The organism is Rhizobium sp. BK112, assembly GCF_014193215.1.
Lineage (GTDB): Bacteria > Pseudomonadota > Alphaproteobacteria > Rhizobiales > Rhizobiaceae > Rhizobium > Rhizobium anhuiense.
Genome location: NZ_JACHYZ010000002.1, coordinates 192,288 through 209,221, shown reverse-complemented (window position 1 = coordinate 209,221; position 16,934 = coordinate 192,288). Strand labels below are relative to the sequence as shown.

13 protein-coding genes and 1 pseudogene are annotated in these 16,934 nt (G+C 56.9%); 3 read left to right on the top strand and 11 right to left on the bottom strand.

The window, feature by feature from the left end; genetic code table 11:
- The first annotated feature begins 118 nt into the window (after positions 1-118).
- Positions 119-1,117 (top strand): UDP-N-acetylglucosamine 4,6-dehydratase (inverting), encoded by a 999-nt coding sequence (gene pseB / locus FHT75_RS06205; protein ID WP_063476383.1) that lies wholly within the window; start codon positions 119-121, stop codon positions 1,115-1,117.
- The gene (gene pseC / locus FHT75_RS06200) at positions 1,114-2,283 is read left to right on the top strand and encodes a UDP-4-amino-4,6-dideoxy-N-acetyl-beta-L-altrosamine transaminase (protein ID WP_063476382.1); all 1,170 of its coding nucleotides are present in this window, start codon (positions 1,114-1,116) and stop codon (positions 2,281-2,283) included. The genes pseB and pseC overlap by 4 nt, the downstream gene beginning before the upstream one ends.
- Positions 2,284-2,315: 32 nt before the next feature.
- Here pseC and pseG read toward each other — a convergent pair whose 3' ends face one another.
- From pseG to FHT75_RS06160, 8 genes are read right to left on the bottom strand one after another with little or no spacing between them, the layout of a single operon-like run.
- Positions 2,316-3,473: a UDP-2,4-diacetamido-2,4,6-trideoxy-beta-L-altropyranose hydrolase gene (gene pseG / locus FHT75_RS06195; RefSeq protein ID WP_210179977.1), complete on the bottom strand. Its 1,158-nt coding sequence runs from the start codon at positions 3,471-3,473 to the stop codon at positions 2,316-2,318.
- Between the two features lie 8 nt (positions 3,474-3,481).
- Positions 3,482-5,830, bottom strand: coding sequence for a hypothetical protein (locus tag FHT75_RS06190; RefSeq protein ID WP_063476381.1), 2,349 nt, complete (start codon positions 5,828-5,830; stop codon positions 3,482-3,484).
- Entirely contained in the window at positions 5,830-6,219 is a 390-nt protein-coding gene (locus FHT75_RS06185; RefSeq protein ID WP_047613713.1) for a GtrA family protein, read from the bottom strand. Before FHT75_RS06185 ends, FHT75_RS06190 begins: the two co-directional genes overlap by 1 nt.
- Positions 6,220-6,248: 29 nt before the next feature.
- Positions 6,249-7,529 carry an NAD(P)/FAD-dependent oxidoreductase gene (locus FHT75_RS06180; protein WP_063476380.1) on the bottom strand — a complete coding sequence of 427 codons (1,281 nt, stop codon included), beginning with the start codon at positions 7,527-7,529 and terminating at the stop codon, positions 6,249-6,251.
- A 10-nt stretch (positions 7,530-7,539) separates the two neighbouring features.
- On the bottom strand, positions 7,540-8,472 hold the full coding sequence (locus FHT75_RS06175; RefSeq protein ID WP_063476379.1) for an NAD-dependent epimerase/dehydratase family protein: 933 nt from the start codon (positions 8,470-8,472) through the stop codon (positions 7,540-7,542).
- Positions 8,472-9,209 (bottom strand): SDR family NAD(P)-dependent oxidoreductase, encoded by a 738-nt coding sequence (locus tag FHT75_RS06170; RefSeq protein ID WP_210179976.1) that lies wholly within the window; start codon positions 9,207-9,209, stop codon positions 8,472-8,474. The genes FHT75_RS06175 and FHT75_RS06170 overlap by 1 nt, the downstream gene beginning before the upstream one ends.
- 10 nt (positions 9,210-9,219) lie before the next feature.
- Complete coding sequence (locus FHT75_RS06165) at positions 9,220-10,512, bottom strand: FAD-dependent oxidoreductase (protein ID WP_245445202.1); 1,293 nt, start codon at positions 10,510-10,512, stop codon at positions 9,220-9,222.
- A 38-nt stretch (positions 10,513-10,550) separates the two neighbouring features.
- The gene (locus FHT75_RS06160) at positions 10,551-12,011 is read right to left on the bottom strand and encodes a UbiA family prenyltransferase (RefSeq protein ID WP_063476377.1); all 1,461 of its coding nucleotides are present in this window, start codon (positions 12,009-12,011) and stop codon (positions 10,551-10,553) included.
- Between the two features lie 65 nt (positions 12,012-12,076).
- Here FHT75_RS06160 and FHT75_RS06155 point away from each other — a divergent pair.
- Positions 12,077-12,435: pseudogene (locus FHT75_RS06155) on the top strand (IS5/IS1182 family transposase); the annotation flags it as partial.
- 26 nt (positions 12,436-12,461) lie between these two features.
- On the opposite strand, the gene FHT75_RS06150 reads toward FHT75_RS06155, so the two are convergent.
- From FHT75_RS06150 to FHT75_RS06140, 3 genes are all read right to left on the bottom strand, one after another.
- A complete protein-coding gene (locus FHT75_RS06150) occupies positions 12,462-13,187 on the bottom strand; it encodes an ABC transporter ATP-binding protein (RefSeq protein WP_245294606.1) in 726 nt (241 codons plus the stop codon).
- Between the two features lie 30 nt (positions 13,188-13,217).
- Positions 13,218-14,039, bottom strand: a complete 822-nt coding sequence (locus FHT75_RS06145; RefSeq protein WP_082849756.1) for an ABC transporter permease — start codon at positions 14,037-14,039, stop codon at positions 13,218-13,220.
- 83 nt (positions 14,040-14,122) lie between these two features.
- A complete protein-coding gene (locus tag FHT75_RS06140; protein WP_063476375.1) occupies positions 14,123-16,882 on the bottom strand; it encodes a glycosyltransferase family 2 protein in 2,760 nt (919 codons plus the stop codon).
- Between the last annotated feature and the right edge of the window lie 52 nt (positions 16,883-16,934).

Genomic DNA, 16,934 nt, shown 5'->3' with positions numbered 1-16,934 from the left:
CTGGCTGGCAGCTTCGTCGCCACTCAAGTCGGACTGTATCGACGTCGCAAACCCTTGCTTGGCCGAGAACGCGTCGTTAGAAGATTACGATTAAATGATGTTGAAGAGAACGTGAATTATGCTGACAGGTCAATCGATCCTCATCACCGGCGGCACCGGGTCATTCGGCCATGCATTTCTTCCAATGACACTTGAACGTTATAACCCGCGCCGCATCATCGTGTATTCACGCGATGAAATGAAGCAGTGGGAAATGGCCAAGAAATACAGTGCCGACAAGCGAGTACGCTTCTTCATTGGTGATGTGAGAGACCGAGAGCGTCTGTACAGGGCGCTCGACGGGGTCGATTACGTCGTTCATGCCGCGGCAACGAAGATAGTGCCGACAGCGGAATACAATCCCTTTGAGTGCATCAAGACCAACATCAACGGCGCCATGAACGTCATCGACGCCTGCATAGACCGCGGAGTAAAGCGCGTCGTTGCACTCTCGACCGACAAAGCCAGCAGCCCGATTAACCTGTACGGAGCAACCAAACTCGCTTCCGACAAGCTTTTTGTCGCGGGCAACTCATATTCGGGCGGCAATCGCACACGCTTTGCCGTGGTTCGCTATGGAAACGTCATGGGATCCCGCGGCTCGGTCATTCCGTTTTTCCTCTCCATCAAAGACAAGGGTGTGCTGCCCATCACCGACTCGCGCATGACCCGGTTCATGATCACGCTTGAACAAGGTGTGGAACTGGTCTGGCACGCTTTCGACGACATGGAAGGCGGCGAGATCTACGTCAAAAAAATCCCTTCCATGAAGATGGTGGATCTCGCCGCCGCCGTTGCACCGGAAGCTCAGATCGAAATTGTCGGTATCCGCCCAGGCGAGAAACTTCATGAGCAGATGATCGGCGAAGAAGACTCCTTCTACACCTACGAATATAACGATCATTTCAAGATACTGCCGGCCATCAATAATTGGGGCACCAGTGCCGAGCGCATAAAGGACGGGGTGAAAGTCGCGGAAGGCTTCAGCTATACCAGCGACAACAATAAGGAATGGCTGAGCGTTGAATCTCTCCAGACCTGGATCGAAGAAAATCGTCTCAAGATCGGAATGATATGAGTTCCTCCATTCCCTATGGCAGACAGGATATCAACGATGCGGATATCGACGCAGTCGTCGCCGTTCTGAGATCTGACTTTCTGACGCAAGGCCCTGTCGTGCCTCGTTTCGAGCAGGCCGTCGCATCCTATTGCGGTGCACTCCATGCTGTTGCGGTGAACAGCGCGACCTCGGCGCTCCACATTGCCTGCCTCGCTCTCGGACTTGGTCCCGGTGACTTGCTTTGGACAAGCCCGATCACCTTCGTAGCTTCCGCCAATTGCGCTCTATACTGTGGCGCTGATGTCGACTTCGTCGACATCGACAAGGACAGCTACAATCTTTCGCCGGCAGCGCTCGAGCAAAAATTGTTGGAAGCAGAGCGGGCGGGACGCCTGCCGAAGGTGGTCGTCGCAGTCCATCTGACCGGGCAGCCCTGTGACCTTGCGGCGATCCATGCCTTGGCGCTTCGTTTTGGCTTTGCCGTTATCGAGGACGCATCGCATGCGATTGGAGGTCGCTATCTCAACGAGCCTATCGGCAACTGCCGCTATAGCGACATCGCGATATTCAGCTTTCATCCTGTAAAAATCATCACCTCGGCAGAGGGCGGAATGGCCGTTACCAACGACCCAGAACTCGCCCACAAGATGCGCCTCTTTCGTAGCCACGGCATTACCCGCGAACCCGACAGGATGACGCAACAGCCGGACGGGCCATGGTACTATCAGCAGATAGATCTCGGCTATAACTACCGCATGACCGAGTTGCAGGGCGCGCTGGGATTAAGCCAGATGGATCGTCTGGACAGCTACGTCTCCAAGCGCCATCAATTGGCGAGACGTTATGACGACGCGTTCAGCGACTTGCCTGTGATCACGCCCTGGCAGCATCCTGACGGATACTCCGCGCTGCATCTTTACGTCATTCGTGTCAAATCGGGAGAAATCGGGAAGAGTCACAGGGACATTTTCGACGCGATGCTGATGCAAGGCATCAATGTGAACCTCCATTATATCCCGGTGCATCTGCAGCCGTATTATCAACGTATGGGCTTTCAACGTAACACCTACCCGGAGGCTGAATCCTATTATTCAGAGGCCATAACCCTTCCGATGTACCCAACGATGACTGATGCGCAGCAGGAGCAGGTCATCGTGGCGTTGCGGGAAGCCGTTACCGCATAAGGCTGCCGATCATCCCGATCAGGGACGGCGGATTACCTGGCAGGCGGCACGCCAGCCATCTCGGACGCCACCTTCACTGCCCCCAAACCATCAATTCCTACCGCAGAGACGCGCTCCACCATTGCCTCGAGGCCATCGCCGATGAGAGCCGATAGGGCTTTCGGCAAGCTTTCGGCAAGGGATTCGGGACCGTTCGGATCCAGTGCGATAACAGCCTTTCGCGATGAAAGCGCGTGAGCGCTTTGCCTTTGATTATCCGCCAGTATGACAGTGAGGCTGGGCAAGCCGAGACAGCAGCGCTCCCACGCGCTGCCGCCGGCGGCGCCTATCGCGAGATCGCTATCTGCCATCAGCAGCGCCATATCGGTCACGTCAACACGGACCCTTGCCGGCCAGGGCATCGACCGCGCCAAATTGCGCACACCTCTCAGCCATTGCGATTGAGAACTCATAACGACCGTAATCTGGCACGATGGAGATAGCGGAGATCTCTTCAACGCCTCCAGAATGTCCGATGTCACGTTGTTCCTGTCCACTCCGCCCATGGTGATAAGAAGCTGCTGCAGTTGCGGCGTTCTCCGGCGGGCCAGGCTGTAGTGTCGCAACTCAGCAAATTCCGGACGCAGCAACGCATAGCCCGGACCCAACAGAAGTCTGCAATTGGCAGGTACTTTGCCGGCATACTTCTGCTCACCGGTTCCGAGGTTTTGATCCAGCAACAAGTCGCAGTCGTGGACGCGATCGCCGAGATCATCGATCACCATCAGGCGATCGCAGAACGGGCGAAGCCTTTTTTCCCAGCGGAAATCGATTGCGTAATGGTCGACGACGATCCAGGACCATTGCCCGCTTCTGCGCAGCAGCAGGCATTGATCTGCATCGGCTTCCTGAGCGACGCCCAGCCAGCCGGCGTGAGACAAGACAGGTTCGCCATCGGTAACATTTTCAGAGCCGCCATCCAACCTGACCAGGATATGCCCGGCATCCTCAATCAGCCTTCCAAGGCTTTCGAGCATGAACCTCGCGGCAAAAACGCAGCGGTAGCCGTTGGCCTTCAGAGTGTTCGCCAAGGTCAGGCACCGCATCACGTGGCCTGCTCCGATGTCAGCGGACGCGTCAGCACGAAAGAGAATTTTCTGCGTCATTTCACAGATGAAATCCCGATCTTGCGCGCCCGGATCTTGCATCATCGACTACCCTATTCTTCAGCGACTGAGCTCCAGTAACTCCAATCCCAGGCACATCCGGCCTTGCACTCGGTTTCAAGCGTGATCTCGTGAACATCAGCCGGTACGGCGAAACTCTCTGTCTGCTCGCCGCGATCCGCCTCTACAGCGGCTGGATCGAGACATCTTTGTGCTAGGGCCTGTTTTCCATTTCTGGCGAAGAAACATACGCCATCCGTGTGACCGCCATCTTGCCAGCCGCCAGACCGTATGCCGAACGAGAGCGATAGCTTTGATGAGGGTGTCACCGGTAGACGCAGTACAGCCGGCGCATGGGCCAGCAGTCCCTCGGGCACCCGAGAAACAGTCGCCCCATTCAGCGCGTTCGCGCGTAAAAGCGGGAGAATTTTTTCATCGCGCAGCAGGGCGTTTTCGATGATCGGTCCGCCGGAAGCCTTTCTGAGGACATCCTTGTCGAGCTCGGTAAAAGTCACCGTAATCGCCGATTGATAGAAAAGACCATGCCGGACCCCCGACTTGATATTGACCGACTGCGCGTGCCTGAGATCCGGGTAATCCGAGTGCCCGGAAGAAACCTTCAAGTATGCGACAGGGTCGACAACCAGCGGTGAAACAAGAAAACCATCGCCTGCCATCCCGGGTATCAGCCGGTAGACGCCGGTCGATCCATCGGAATAATTGACGGATATCTCAGACATCGGCGGTCGGTAGATCAGCTCCGCCAGGCGCCCGAGAAGGGTCGGCCGCATGTCGACTGCGATCATGATCGGGTTGTCTGTTTTCGGCAGCTGAACGTCCTGGCCGAGTTCCGTCTGAACTTCGATATCCTGCTTTTTCACGCCCGATACCGCGGTCGGACGCTTCCGCAATATGATCTGCCGATCGGTTTCGATAAAAGGCTCATATCTGGCAAAAAATAGCGGCCACAGCGCTCCCTCGGCGGAAGCCGGATGCCGCCCGTCAATCGAGCCTGGGGCCATGATCAGGTATTCCGGTGCTTCAGGGCCGTCATAAAAGGCTCGAACGCGCTCAATCAGTTCTGGCGTGTAGGAGGTGTATTCCTGGACGGTCGGACGAGGACGGTAGTCGAGGCCATTCCCGATGACATCCGATTGCTCTGACTGGATGATATCAACGGAACCGTTCAGCGCCGGCAGCGGCGTTTTTTGGCGGATGGCAGCCAGAGAGGCGGCATTCTCGTCCCTAAGCCTATCGAGCCAAACGGTTGGCTGAAACAGAAATTCGCGTCCGCGGGTCAAGCCTTCGGATATCTGTTGCGGCAGTGTCGGAATATTTTCAAAAGGCAACGTCTTATAGGCGACATAAACGGCGGCATAGCTCGGCATAATGCAGAGGCAGGCCATCGGGATCAGGAGCTTTTTCCATCGCGTCCCTACGTAGGATGCTGAAAATCCGACCGCCGTAATCACCATCGCCAACGCGCTCCAGGAGATAAGCGTATGGAGATCATGGCGAACAAGCCCAGCCTTGAAGGCAATGAAAAGAAAGCCGGCAATGACGAGAGGTCGGGCGATGAGGATGTCGTAAGGTATGCTGCCAGCCCGCGATGCGGCATCACGAAGAAGGACCACGATGAACACCGCCGCGATTGCGAGCCAGATCGCCAGATCCGCCACGAAGACGGACAGGCTCATTGCGCTGGAATAGCCCCCGGAAACCTGCAGGCTCGCGACCAGGAACGCAGGCAACTGCGCCAGAGGCTGGCCGGAGATAAACAGGCCCGTGTAGAGCCCGGCCACCATCACCAGAAAATGCAGCGGAACTCGTCGGCGACGCACCGCCACGACGTCAAGCAGCAGCATCGCCAGTATGGACACCGGGAACGTGGAAAACTTGGCGAGCGCGAGTATGCCCGATAGAAACCCGCATGCAATCGTTAAGGGCAGCCCTCGTTTCGAGTCATTCTCGAACCCATATAGAGCGCCCAGAAGCGGCACGAGCAGCAGGAGAGTGTCCTTGTAAATCATGCAGATAGACAGCAGGACCCAACCTGAAATCATGCTGAGGACGTTGCCGGATGCGGAAAAAAGCAGGCCTAGCGCAAGAGCCACGAAGGCGACGATGCCAAGGGATATAATCGCCACGGCGAAGGCGGTTGTGGGCTCGAACTGCTGGGTATAGAGGCTGGATAGAGGGCCACCGGTAAAGACGAGATCTGTGCCGAACAACAGGTGATGTTCGACACCGTAAGCCAGAGCCGCCTGCCACGAAGGGTCGAGGCCGGCCTGCACCGGATGAAGGGCGAGCGGCTGAAACTTGAGATAAAGACTGACGAACAGAAGCAGAAACCCGACTGCAGCGATCCACCATGTTTTTCCCGGTGCAGACGTCTTCAACATCACCGATGGCTCCCGAACGTAAAGTATTTATGGAGAAAGTAACTTGTTGCTATCGGGCTCAGGACGCCGATGACGTGAGCGACTGTTTCCGCATGGAAATTAAACCCGACAAGCGGAACGACGAAGTGGACAAGTCCGACGCTCACAAGCCAGACCTGCGCGAATGCCACGAAATTGACAAGGCCGAACCGAATATATTCATGGCCGACATGCCGCCCCGACTTCTCGAAGACGAATATCTTCATCAGCACATAGGCTGTCGACATGCCGATCAGGTATGCCAGCACGATGGCCGGCGTGTAGTCCATAATCGTCGACAGCGCGATCCGTGAAAGAATGTTGGCCGCCGCCGCGATCCCGCCTGATACTGCAAATCGGACGAACGGCATCGAGAAAAGGCTGACGACCCCGTCCCTTATCAAGTCAATGCCTCCGCCATATTCCGGCCGTAGCGGACACTTTCAGCAATCCCGCGATCCTCGGGATAGTAATAGCAGGTGTCGGCAATCTGCAGGCCGGCGATCGGCGTCTGGATCGGCGGCAGCTTGTCGAGGAAGTTTGGTTCGCAGACAGGCTGCGCGTGTTTCAGCCGCCCGACCTTGGCCTCTATGAGATCGTCCCGGGTGATCGCTGGATTGACCTTGCGCAGATAGCCAAAGGCCTCCTCAACGAACTGGCTATCGCTCCATTGCCACTTCGCCTGGCTGGTCGGCATATAATAGGGAACATAGACGATCGTGTTCTCGACCGGCCGCAAGTTGGAAAACTCGATCAGTCCCGGAATCTCGATGCTTTCATCGACGATATTGATCCAGAAGTTCCGGCTGATGGATTTCTTCAGTTTGAACAGCAGGCAGACGACGCCGATGTTTCGGATGGCGTCGTATTTCGCTTTCGACGCTTCCGGCAGAGACGGGACAAGCGTGGAGATATAAGGTGTCGGCACAGTCGAAATGACGGCGTCCGCGGGGAAGAATTTTCCCGCCGCCGTCACTCCCGTCGTCCTGCCTGCCTCGGTCTCGATACGCTCCACGGGCATCCCGAGATGCAGACGGCCGCCTTGCGTCGTGTAGGCGGAAACAAGGGCGTCCACGAGCGTCTGGCTGCCGCCTTCGATGTAACCCAGTTCCTCCTGAAAGAGGGAACGCCGCGAATTGCCAATGCGCCGGACCCGCGTGGCAATCCAGGATGCGGATACGTCGTTTGCGAGCTCATAGAACTTCAGTTCCATGAGGCGCTTCCAGAGCGTGTTGTACACTTCCCGCCCCGAACCGCCTTCCAGCCACTCTCGGGCGGACTTGCTTTCGATAGATGCGAAGCTCTTCGCCTTCGTGGTCAGGAACATCTGCAGACCGGTGCGAATCTTGGCAATGAGGCTGAGATGCGGGAATTTCAACAGACTGATCGGATCCCCCCAGGAATGGATCTGTCCCTTCATGTAGTAGCCCATCGATGTCGGCCGCCAGCGCATGCGATCGCCGATACCGAGTTCCTTCATCAAGGCAAACGTCGGTTCATCCGATTTGCATACGAAGTGGTAGAACCGCTCGATCGACACGCCGCCGAAATCGAAATGCGCCGCCATCCCACCCGCGACGCTATCCGCCTCGATGAGATCAACGTCGTGACCTAAACTCACAGCTCTGTGCGCTGCCGCCAGTCCCATGGCGCCAGCGCCTATAACCACAACCCGGCTCATCTCACGTCTCCTAAAACTCCAATACGATGCTGCTGTAAACCGGATCCAGGTAGCTTTGGCGGATCGCTTCGCGCAGCGGCGTCGGTGAAACATCGAACAATCCCGGCCAATCGATGACCGGAAACGTCTCAGGGATGACGAGAGCCTCAAGCTGACTGGTCGTAAAGGGAGGCTTGCTGCTGAACTTGCCGTAGACAAACAGCAACAGCCAGAACAGCCGGTAGGGCACCCTGATGATGCGTGCTCTCGGCTTCACGGTGTCATGAATCATCCGAATCACGTCGCCGTAGTAGATCTGCTCCAGCCCCGATATGTCGAAGCTCCCGACCGGCTTGTTGCGCAGCGACGAAATGATAATGGCTGCGAAATCGCCGACATACAGCGGTTGGCGGATGAATTTTCCGTCGCCGGGGATAGGAAAGACAGGCACGCGGTCCATGAAGCGGCGAAGCCAGCCCAGATGCTTCCGATCGAACCACCCGAACATCAATGTCGGCCGCAACACAACATGCGGGATATCGGTTACAGTGTCGATCAAACGTTCCTGCGCGGTCTTGGAGCTTGTATAGAAGTCCTCGGCCTTGGAATGCACCACGGATGACGAGATGTGCACGAAATACGGGACGCCGTGCTTGCGCATAGCTGCGACGATCTGCTCGGTGGCCACGACGTTGTTGTCGATAAATTCCTGCTCGTCGAGGCCGCCGATCTGCGCCTGGTTCAACAGAACGGCAGATGCGTCGGCAAAAGCGTCCTTCCATGGACCGTCCACCGCAAGATCGGCTTCGATCACCTCGATTTCGGGATGAAGCCGGCGAAGCAACGCGGTATTGGTCGGATGTTTGTCGATGCCCACGATCTGCAGGCCGGGCTCGCTCTTCAATCGCGCAATGACGTTCTGACCGACCAGACCGGCTGCGCCGGTAATGACTATCTTCGACATCAAATTTCCATCCGGTTGAAAATCGCGCTCGGAAGGTTCCGAATGATCAACATGATGTAGCGCCAGAAGCCCGGAGCATACGCCACCGGGCCGCCTCGATACGCACGCGCATGAACGATTGCCGCGACCTGCTCCGGCTTGGCCCAGAGCGCACCCTTGCGGTTCATGCCCTCGGTCATCGGTGTCATCGTCGGACCGGGTTTGATGAGCACAGCCCGCGGCCCCTTATCGGCAAAACGATGCGCTATGCCGACAACCAGCGCCTCCAGACCAGCCTTCGACGCCCCATAGATGAAGTTGGCTCGGCGGCCCCTGTCGCCTGCAACCGAACCGATGACGGCGAGCGTGCCGCGGCCCTGCTTCTCGATAATGTTGGCAGTCGCAAGGCACCACGCGGCAGCCGAGTTGAAATTAACCCGCAGGATCGTTTCCGCCTCAGTCAAATCGCGCTCGGCCTCGCCCTGATTGCCGAGGATGCCATAGGCCAGGAGAACGTGATCGACGCCGCCAAGCTGCCTGACGAATGCGTCCAGCCGCTTCTCGACGTCAGCCGGGTCACCGAGATCGCTGATGGCGACTTCGGCGGTCTCCGCGCCACGCATCTTCAGATCCGCCGCAGCTTGCGCCAGACGATTTTCGTCCCGCCCGACCAGCAGCAGGCTTGCGCCTTCTGCTGCATACAGCCTCGCGGCCGCAGAGGCGATCGCCGAGGTGGCCCCTAAAATGATAACCCGCAATGGAGCCCCCTTACTCTTGCGATACACGCTTCCAGAAATGCGAACTGAACCCGCTATCTACGTATTTGGCGAAGTCCTGCCAAGCCGGATAACCGGCCTTGAACATTCGTGCCGGCATACGGCCATCCTTGGCAGGGTAGAGCCGACCACCCGCTTCCAGCACGATATCATCGAGCCGAGCCATCAGCCTCGAGGTGGTCTCGCCATGATTTGGAAAATCCAGCGCCAATGTCGTTCCCGGTCGCGGGAAAGACAGCATTCCGGGCGAGGAAATCGCGCCGAATGTCTTGAGAACGGCTAGAAACGACCCCTGCCCGCTGGCGGAGATGGTCTTTAGCATTTCTTTCGTAGCGTCTTTCTCGACGGCCGGCGGTACCACCGACTGAAACTGATACATTCCCTTGCTGCCATACATCCGGTTCCAACGCCCGATGGAATCGAGCGGATAGAAGAACTGATATATCGGTATGTTCTGCTTCCCGGCCTTTCGCTTGCCGTTCCAGAAATACAGCGAATTGAAAGCGCTGATCGAATAACGGTTCATGCAGAGGCTGGGAAGGCTGAGCGGCATCGTGAACTTGGTGTTCCCGCGGCCCGGCAGGCGAGAGCCGGTCTTTGCGTGGTTGCCACGCGTGAAAATTCCGCGACCCAGGGATGCGCCTTTTGCGAGGCAATCGATCCAGGAGACCGTGTAGTCGAACGCGTTGTCGCTCTCGGCTGCCAGAGAGAAGAACATGTCGAGATTGTCAAAGGGAATGTTTTCGGCATCCATGACCGCGCTCTCGATCGGCAGGACTTCCAGTTCAACCCAGGTTATTGCACCGGTCAGCCCCAGGCCGCCGATCGTCGCAGAAAACAGCTGGGGATCGCTTTCGAGCGTTAGCTCAAGTTCCTCGCCGTTGGAGCGCATCAACCCGATCCTGCGGACCCAGCGTCCGATGGTGCCGTTGATATGATGGTTCTTGCCGTGAACATCGTTTGCGACGGCGCCGCCCATCGTCACGAAACGCGTGCCGGGTGTCACAGGTAGAAAGAATCCCTGGCGGACGATGACCCCGAGCAAGGCGTCGAACGACAATCCTGCTTCCACCCGAACAAGGCGACGCTCTCGATCAAAGTCAATGATCCGGTCGAGACCGGTCATATCAATCAATCCGCCTTCGGGATTGAGGCCACTGTCACCATAGGAGCGACGCAGGCCCGTCGCTAAAAGCGCTCGCCCTTCCTGGCGGCCGGACAGCACGATGCGGGCAAGCTGGTCTCGCCAGGCAGGAAAAGCTGCATGGTGTTCCGCCTGCAGCACATTACCCCACGAACGGACGTCGGCCGGCTCGAATCTGGTCATAGTGCGGCCAGGAACAAGATCGCGACCACGACGCCGAGACCAGCGCTGATACGGTCGCGAATGGCAAAGCTGACCGGGTCGTCGTTCATCTTCCCCCGATGTGCCAGAAGCCAGATTCTGCCAAGCCAAATCGACAGCATGATAGGAATTCCACCCAGGAAATGCGGAGAGGAATAGGCTTTGCCAGGCAGCATTTCCTGCAAGACGAAGATCATCAGGACGACGAGCGACGCCAGGGCGGTGCCGATACCGAGCGAAAGCGTCAAAGGCGCGTCCTCGATTTCGTACCCGCGACTCTTGAGACTCAGGGAGCCGCTGGTCGCTGCCCGAACAATTTCCGTATGACGTTTTGCCACGGCCAGCGAAAAGAACAGAAACACGGCAAAGGTCAGCAGCCATGCCGGCTTCGAACTCTCGAGCAAGACCGTCCCCATGATGAGGCGTGTCGTGAAAAGTATGCCGATAATAAGGGTGTCGAGCAGAGGAACCCGCTTCAAGCCCAGCGAATACGCTCCCGTTATCACCAGATACGCAAGGAGGGCGAGCGTGAATTGCGGGGACAGCAAGGCCGCGAAAAAGAAACCGCCTACCAACAGCCCACCCGCGAGCATGAAGCCGGCCCGGATAGACAGCTTGCCGCTGGCCAAGGCCCTGTAGCGTTTCGACCAATGCTGACGATCCGTATTGAGGTCGGCAATGTCATTGAGCAAATAGGTGGCAGAGGTGACCGCCAGGAGACAGGCGAATGCTGAGACGGTTTGCAGAATGAGTAAGAGGTTGGTCCATTCATGGGCCAGAATCAGTGGAACAAAGAGCAGAACGTTCTTGGTCCAATGATGAACGCGGATGGCCTTCAAGAACTCCCTGAACTTCAGTGACGGCGAATGAAATTCGGCGATCACCGGCAGGTTGCGCCGCTTGAGCTCCCGCGACACACTTTGACTGACGCCGGCGGGCACGACGCCCTTTGACGCCTGCCAGACAGGCAGGTCCGCCGCATGGTCACCGACATAGATGAAGCCGTCAGGAAAGCGACCTTCGAGATACAGCGCCTTGGCCTTGCCTTTCAGATTTGAGCTTGAAGAACCGACGGCCGAGGCGAATATGCCGACTCTTTTCGCGACCGCGTCTACCACAGATTGATTCGCGGCCGAGCAAAGATGGAGTTCATGCCCCTCTTCTGCCTTGCTGCGCAACCATTCGACGAGATCCTCCCGAAGCGGTAACACCTCGTGGGTCAAGTCGACTTCTTTCGCGAGCGCAGCCTTCAGCGCATGGCGGCCGTTCACAAGCTGTCTCAGCGCGTGAAACAGAACCAGCGGTTTACGGAAAAGCGCAACCGCAGCGGACTCATGCAAGGTGTCCGACAGGATCAGCGTACCATCCAGATCCACAATGATAGGCAATTTCGATTCTGGGTTCAGACAACCGTCAAACAACTGATTTGAAGTCTCCATGACCACCTAAGTCTATTTTTCTGCCGACCATTCGCTATACGGAATCCCAAGACCCAATATCAACAATGATTCTGGCCTGGGACCTGTCACGGGGGTCCAATAACACACCAATCGGGTTGTGGCGATCTGCGACGCCCAACCGAAGCGAACTGTTCGGCGACATGGAACAGCATGTTTCGTCGCTAAAGCCGGTGGAGCCAAAAGGGTGTCTGGTGGCATTTCCATGAGGCGATATCGGACGACAGTGATTTCGAATAGCTGATTGTCGATAGCACCATCATTCGCGCCCACCAGCACGCTTCCGACGAGAAAAAGGGCTAAAGATCAGGCCCTTGGCCGTTCTCACGACGGCTTGACCACCAAAATCCAGATGGCCGCACGTGGCCTTGGATGTCCCGTTCGTCTCGTACTGACCGCCGGCCAGATTATCGAGTAACGCGCTGGCTGCACCTATCCGAGCGACTTGGTGTAAGCTGCAAGGACATCGTCGATAGGGCCACGCATTCGCATGCGACCGTGCTCCATCCAGAGGCCCTCCTTACACCATGCCCGTAACAGATCGTTCGAGTGAGACGCCATCACCAGAATTCCAGCGTTGGAAATGAAAGTGCGCATCCGTTCCTGCGCCTGGGCAAGAAATGCCGCGTCGCCTGCGCCGATACCCTCATCGATAAGCAGTATCTCCGGCTTGATCGATGTCGAGATCGCGAAGGCAAGCCTTGTCGACATGCCGGCGCTGTAAGTGCGAAGCGGCATATCGAGAAATTCGCCCAGCCCCGTCAAAGCACCGATCTCTTCTGCGCGGGCCTCGATCTCCTTGCGGCTGTATCCGAGATACATTCCCCGCAGAATGATGTTTTCCCAGCCACTTGACTCGGGATCCATACCGAAGCCGATGTCGAACATTGATGCGACTTCGCCGTCGATCTCCGCCGTTCCGATCGACGGTTCGTAAATGCCGGCCATCACCCGCAGGATTGTCGATTTTCCTGCGCCGTTGTGGCCGAGCAGGCCAAGGCGCGTGCCGTGTTCGATATCCAGAGTCAGGCCTTCGATCGCCCGAATCACGACCGAGCCGGTGCCTTCACGGGGCTTTATCTGTCCGCCTGTGGCTGAAGCGAGAATACTGTTCTTCAAAGAACGATGGCTGGCGCCGTAGATCGGAATGTCGACCACGACATCCTTCAGAGAAATTTTAGCCAAGGATCAGCTCCAATAGACGACGCGTGCGCGGTAACGGGCGAAAAAGACCGTAGCGATCACGCCAAGGGCAATCGTAATGCCGACACTCGCCGTCCAGTTGAGTGCAGTACCCGTTTTTCCGAGCAACGGATCCCGGATGATTTCGATAAAATGATAGAAGGGATTTGCGGTCAGGACCCATGCGCGGCTTGGCATCTGGTCGGCACTCCAGATGATTGGGGTCATGAAGAAAACGATTTGCATAACGCTTCCAATGATCATTGGCACGTCGCGAAACCGCGCGCACAACGGACCGAGTATCATCGATATAAAAAATCCACTTAAGACAACAAGAAAGAGCGCCGGGAAAAACAGAAGGACATTCCAGCCCGGATTCATCAGGAATACAATAGCGATAATTATATATATTAGAAAGTTATGCACAAAAACCAGAAGCTGACTCCAGATGAACTGGAAGATGAACATGCTGACCGGCATCTTGATCTGCCGCATGGCTCCACCGGCAACGGCGAATATCCTGCATGCCCCGATGATAATTCCGTTGATGAGGCCCCAGACGATGAGACCTATCGCAAGCCTGGGCAGGTAATTCGCGACATCGATCTTCAATATCTGGGAATAAAGCACACCGAGACCAAGAACCATCATTCCCATGGAAAGTGTGAGCCACAACGGACCTATGATGGAGCGGCTGTATTGCGACTTTATCTCTCGCCAGCCCAGGTAGAGCCATAGTTCACGCTGGTCGAACCCACCACGGATATCATCCAGCGCACGCATGGTATTGCTTTTAGCTCGCGTCGCCATCGTGCTCTTCTCGATCATGCTGTTCCATCGTTGTCTCCTGGCGCATGCGCCGTGAACGCTCGATGGCAATAGTAAACTTCGATTTTTTGTCCATCTGGAGGTCAGGACGCCGAGGTGGGATCAATATCGTTTCGCGGAGGCCATGCAAGCGAAAAATCTTCGTATTCCAACGTCAGATTAGGGTTGTAGGCCGGATCCGCCATCAACACTTTGTCCCAGCGCCGGAGCATGAAAAGCACCTCGGATTGGAAGCGCTGCTTCTTTTCGGGAGTATCTTCTACCCCTCGCGTCGCCGACTCGTGGTGGCGGAGTTCGGCATAAGGCGTCCAGACATTCCGGAAGCCCGCCTCTCGGAGCTTCAGGCAGAAATCGACGTCATTGAACGCGACCTTGAGATTTTCCGCGTCCAGGCCGCCGACCAGTTCGTAAGTGGATTTTTTGACGACAAGACATGCCGCCGTTACAGCGCTGAGCGTTTGCGTGAGCTCGCCCCGCGAGAAATAGCCATGTTCGCCGCGTCTCAACATCTTGTGGGCGTGACCGGCCACCCCGCCGATCCCGAGAATAATGCCGCCATGTTGCAGCCGGTCATCCGGATACCACAGCCGCGCGCCAACCGCGCCAACCTTCGGCTGCATGGCAATCGCCATCATTTCGCTCAGCCAATCCGGAGAGACGGCCTCGATATCGTTATTGACGAGGCCCACATATTCGCCGTCTACAAGGCTGACGGCCTTGTTGTTGATTGCGGAATAATTGAAAGCCTGTCCATCGCGAACCACCTTCACCCGTTCGTGCGACTGAATTTCGTCGAAATAGCGCAGCGTCGCATGGTCGTCCGAATTGTTATCGACGATCAGGATCTCGAAATTGGGATAGGTGGTTTTCTCGAGAATGGAGCTGACGCACTGACGCAGAAGCCGCAATCCGTTTCGCGTTGGAATGATCAGGCTTACCTTCGGCGGATTGGGCGGCAGATCATAGCGCGCCCTGTACATGCCGGTCGGCAATATTTCGACGTGACCAGCCAGCCCCGTCCGCTGCAAATGTTCGTTCAGGGCGGCTTGACCGGCGATGGCGGCATAATTTTTGTTGCCGCCGCTTTGCGCCGTGCTGCCGGAATGGCTTCGCCAGTGGTACAGAACCCGCGGGATATGGCAGATCTGCCCCGGCAGCAGGCCCTCGGAGAAGCGCAGCACCAGGTCGTAATCCTGCGCGCCTTCAAAGCCTTTCCGAAAGCCGCCGATGGCCCGCACATGATCCATACGGTACGCGCCAAGATGGCAAACCATGTTGTGCGAACGCAACAGATCAGGGTTCCAGTCCGGCTTGAAGTAAGGATCATAACGCCGGCCGTTTTCGATCTTGTCCTCGTCGGAATAGATCAACGCAACGTCTGGCTCCCGGCTGATGGCACGACCGACATAATACAGCGCATCTTCCGTCAGAAGATCGTCCTGGTCGAGAAGAACCATCCAGTTGCCGGACGCGAGTTCCAAGGCTGAATTGGAGGCTTCGGATATATGCCCGTTCGTAGCGCGATAAACCACCTTTATGCGCGGATCGGCAGCTGCGAATTTTTCAAGGAGGGGGCGCACGTGCTCGGACGTCGACCGATCGTCCGCGATGCACAACTCCCAGGACGGATAGATCTGCGCCTGCACTGATGCAATCGCTTCCTCCAGCCAATCGACCTCCGGATTGTAGACCGGCATGACGACCGAAATCAGCGGCGGATTTTCCCACGACGCAATTTCAGACCGCATTTTTTCGCGCCCCACCTCATCGAGGCCGGAGTATCGCTTAAGCCAGCTCTCATAGTCGTTCCCGGAAAGCGGGTTGCCTCCATGACGCAATGCCCTGGCGCGCGCCCATGCGGTTTTGCCGCCTGCCAATCCATCCCGCCTGAGGATGTCCAGCGATCTCCGTGCCAGGCGCGCATAGCCGCCGTGTCTCTTGGCCAACATCTGCATCATGGCTGCAAGCTGCGGAATCCGCGCACCTGCGCGGTTCGCCAACCGGAGCGGAGCCGTCAATTTCCAGCTCGTCGAAGACAGCATCATGTCCATCGCCTGGCGATGTTGCTCGAAGGAATTGGCGATACAGTCGCGATCGGCCGTCAGCAGCTTTGCCTGCTTTCCAATGATACCCAACTGCTCACGAGCCACGTCTATCTGGTGATCCAAAGAATTGACGAGGCCCAGCCTCGAGTAGAGCATGCGGTTGACGGTTTGTTCTTCCGGTGCAAGAGCGCAGAGAGCCTTCAATGCCTCCGGCGCGTTCTTGCCCACGACGAGGACGCCCAGACCATTGCCGTGATGAAACTCGAAGTTCGGATGCGCGGCCGAGATCTCCGCCCAAAACTTCCAGACACCGAAGTCGCCGATCTCTACCCGCGTATCATGAAACAGGACCACCGCTCTGTCGGATAGCGCGCTTTCCCAACTTTGAAAATCTTCCAGCACATCCTCATAGCGATGGCGCCCATCGATATGCAGAAGATCGACAGATCCATCGGCGAACTGAGACCTCGCATCGGCGAAAGTCGAGCGCACCATAGTGCCGATGCCTGGATATTCCTTGAGCAATTCGGCTCGAAGTGAATCGTGCACTTCAGACTCGTAAAGACCGGCATGCTCGTTCCCTTGCCACGTATCTATGGCGTAGATTTTTGTGCCGATCCCACCCGCCTTGGCTGCCTGGCAGAATGAAAGGAAGGAAAAGCCGTTGTGTGTCCCAAGTTCGACCACGGTGCGAGGCTGCAGCTCCTGCATCAGCCAGAAGGCAAAAGGCGCATGTTCGAGCCAGGCCGATTTTCTGACGTGCAGAGAAGGTTCGAGCGATTTTTTGGATACAAGCATCTAGCTCTCTCTCGGCATTTGGAACACTGCGTTATTGAGTTCAGGTTCTAGC

Excerpts from the sequence above, each read along its gene's own strand:
- pseB (WP_063476383.1), top strand. The coding sequence starts at position 119 with ATGCTGACAGGTCAATCGATCCTCATCACCGGCGGCACCGGGTCATTC.
- FHT75_RS06145 (WP_082849756.1), bottom strand. The coding sequence starts at position 14,039 with ATGATCGAGAAGAGCACGATGGCGACGCGAGCTAAAAGCAATACCATG.
- pseC (WP_063476382.1), top strand. The coding sequence starts at position 1,114 with ATGAGTTCCTCCATTCCCTATGGCAGACAGGATATCAACGATGCGGAT.
- pseG (WP_210179977.1), bottom strand. The coding sequence starts at position 3,473 with ATGATGCAAGATCCGGGCGCGCAAGATCGGGATTTCATCTGTGAAATG.
- FHT75_RS06190 (WP_063476381.1), bottom strand. The coding sequence starts at position 5,830 with ATGTTGAAGACGTCTGCACCGGGAAAAACATGGTGGATCGCTGCAGTC.
- FHT75_RS06175 (WP_063476379.1), bottom strand. The coding sequence starts at position 8,472 with ATGTCGAAGATAGTCATTACCGGCGCAGCCGGTCTGGTCGGTCAGAAC.
- FHT75_RS06180 (WP_063476380.1), bottom strand. The coding sequence starts at position 7,529 with ATGAGCCGGGTTGTGGTTATAGGCGCTGGCGCCATGGGACTGGCGGCA.
- FHT75_RS06140 (WP_063476375.1), bottom strand. The coding sequence starts at position 16,882 with ATGCTTGTATCCAAAAAATCGCTCGAACCTTCTCTGCACGTCAGAAAA.
- FHT75_RS06185 (WP_047613713.1), bottom strand. The coding sequence starts at position 6,219 with ATGCCGTTCGTCCGATTTGCAGTATCAGGCGGGATCGCGGCGGCGGCC.
- FHT75_RS06160 (WP_063476377.1), bottom strand. The coding sequence starts at position 12,011 with ATGGAGACTTCAAATCAGTTGTTTGACGGTTGTCTGAACCCAGAATCG.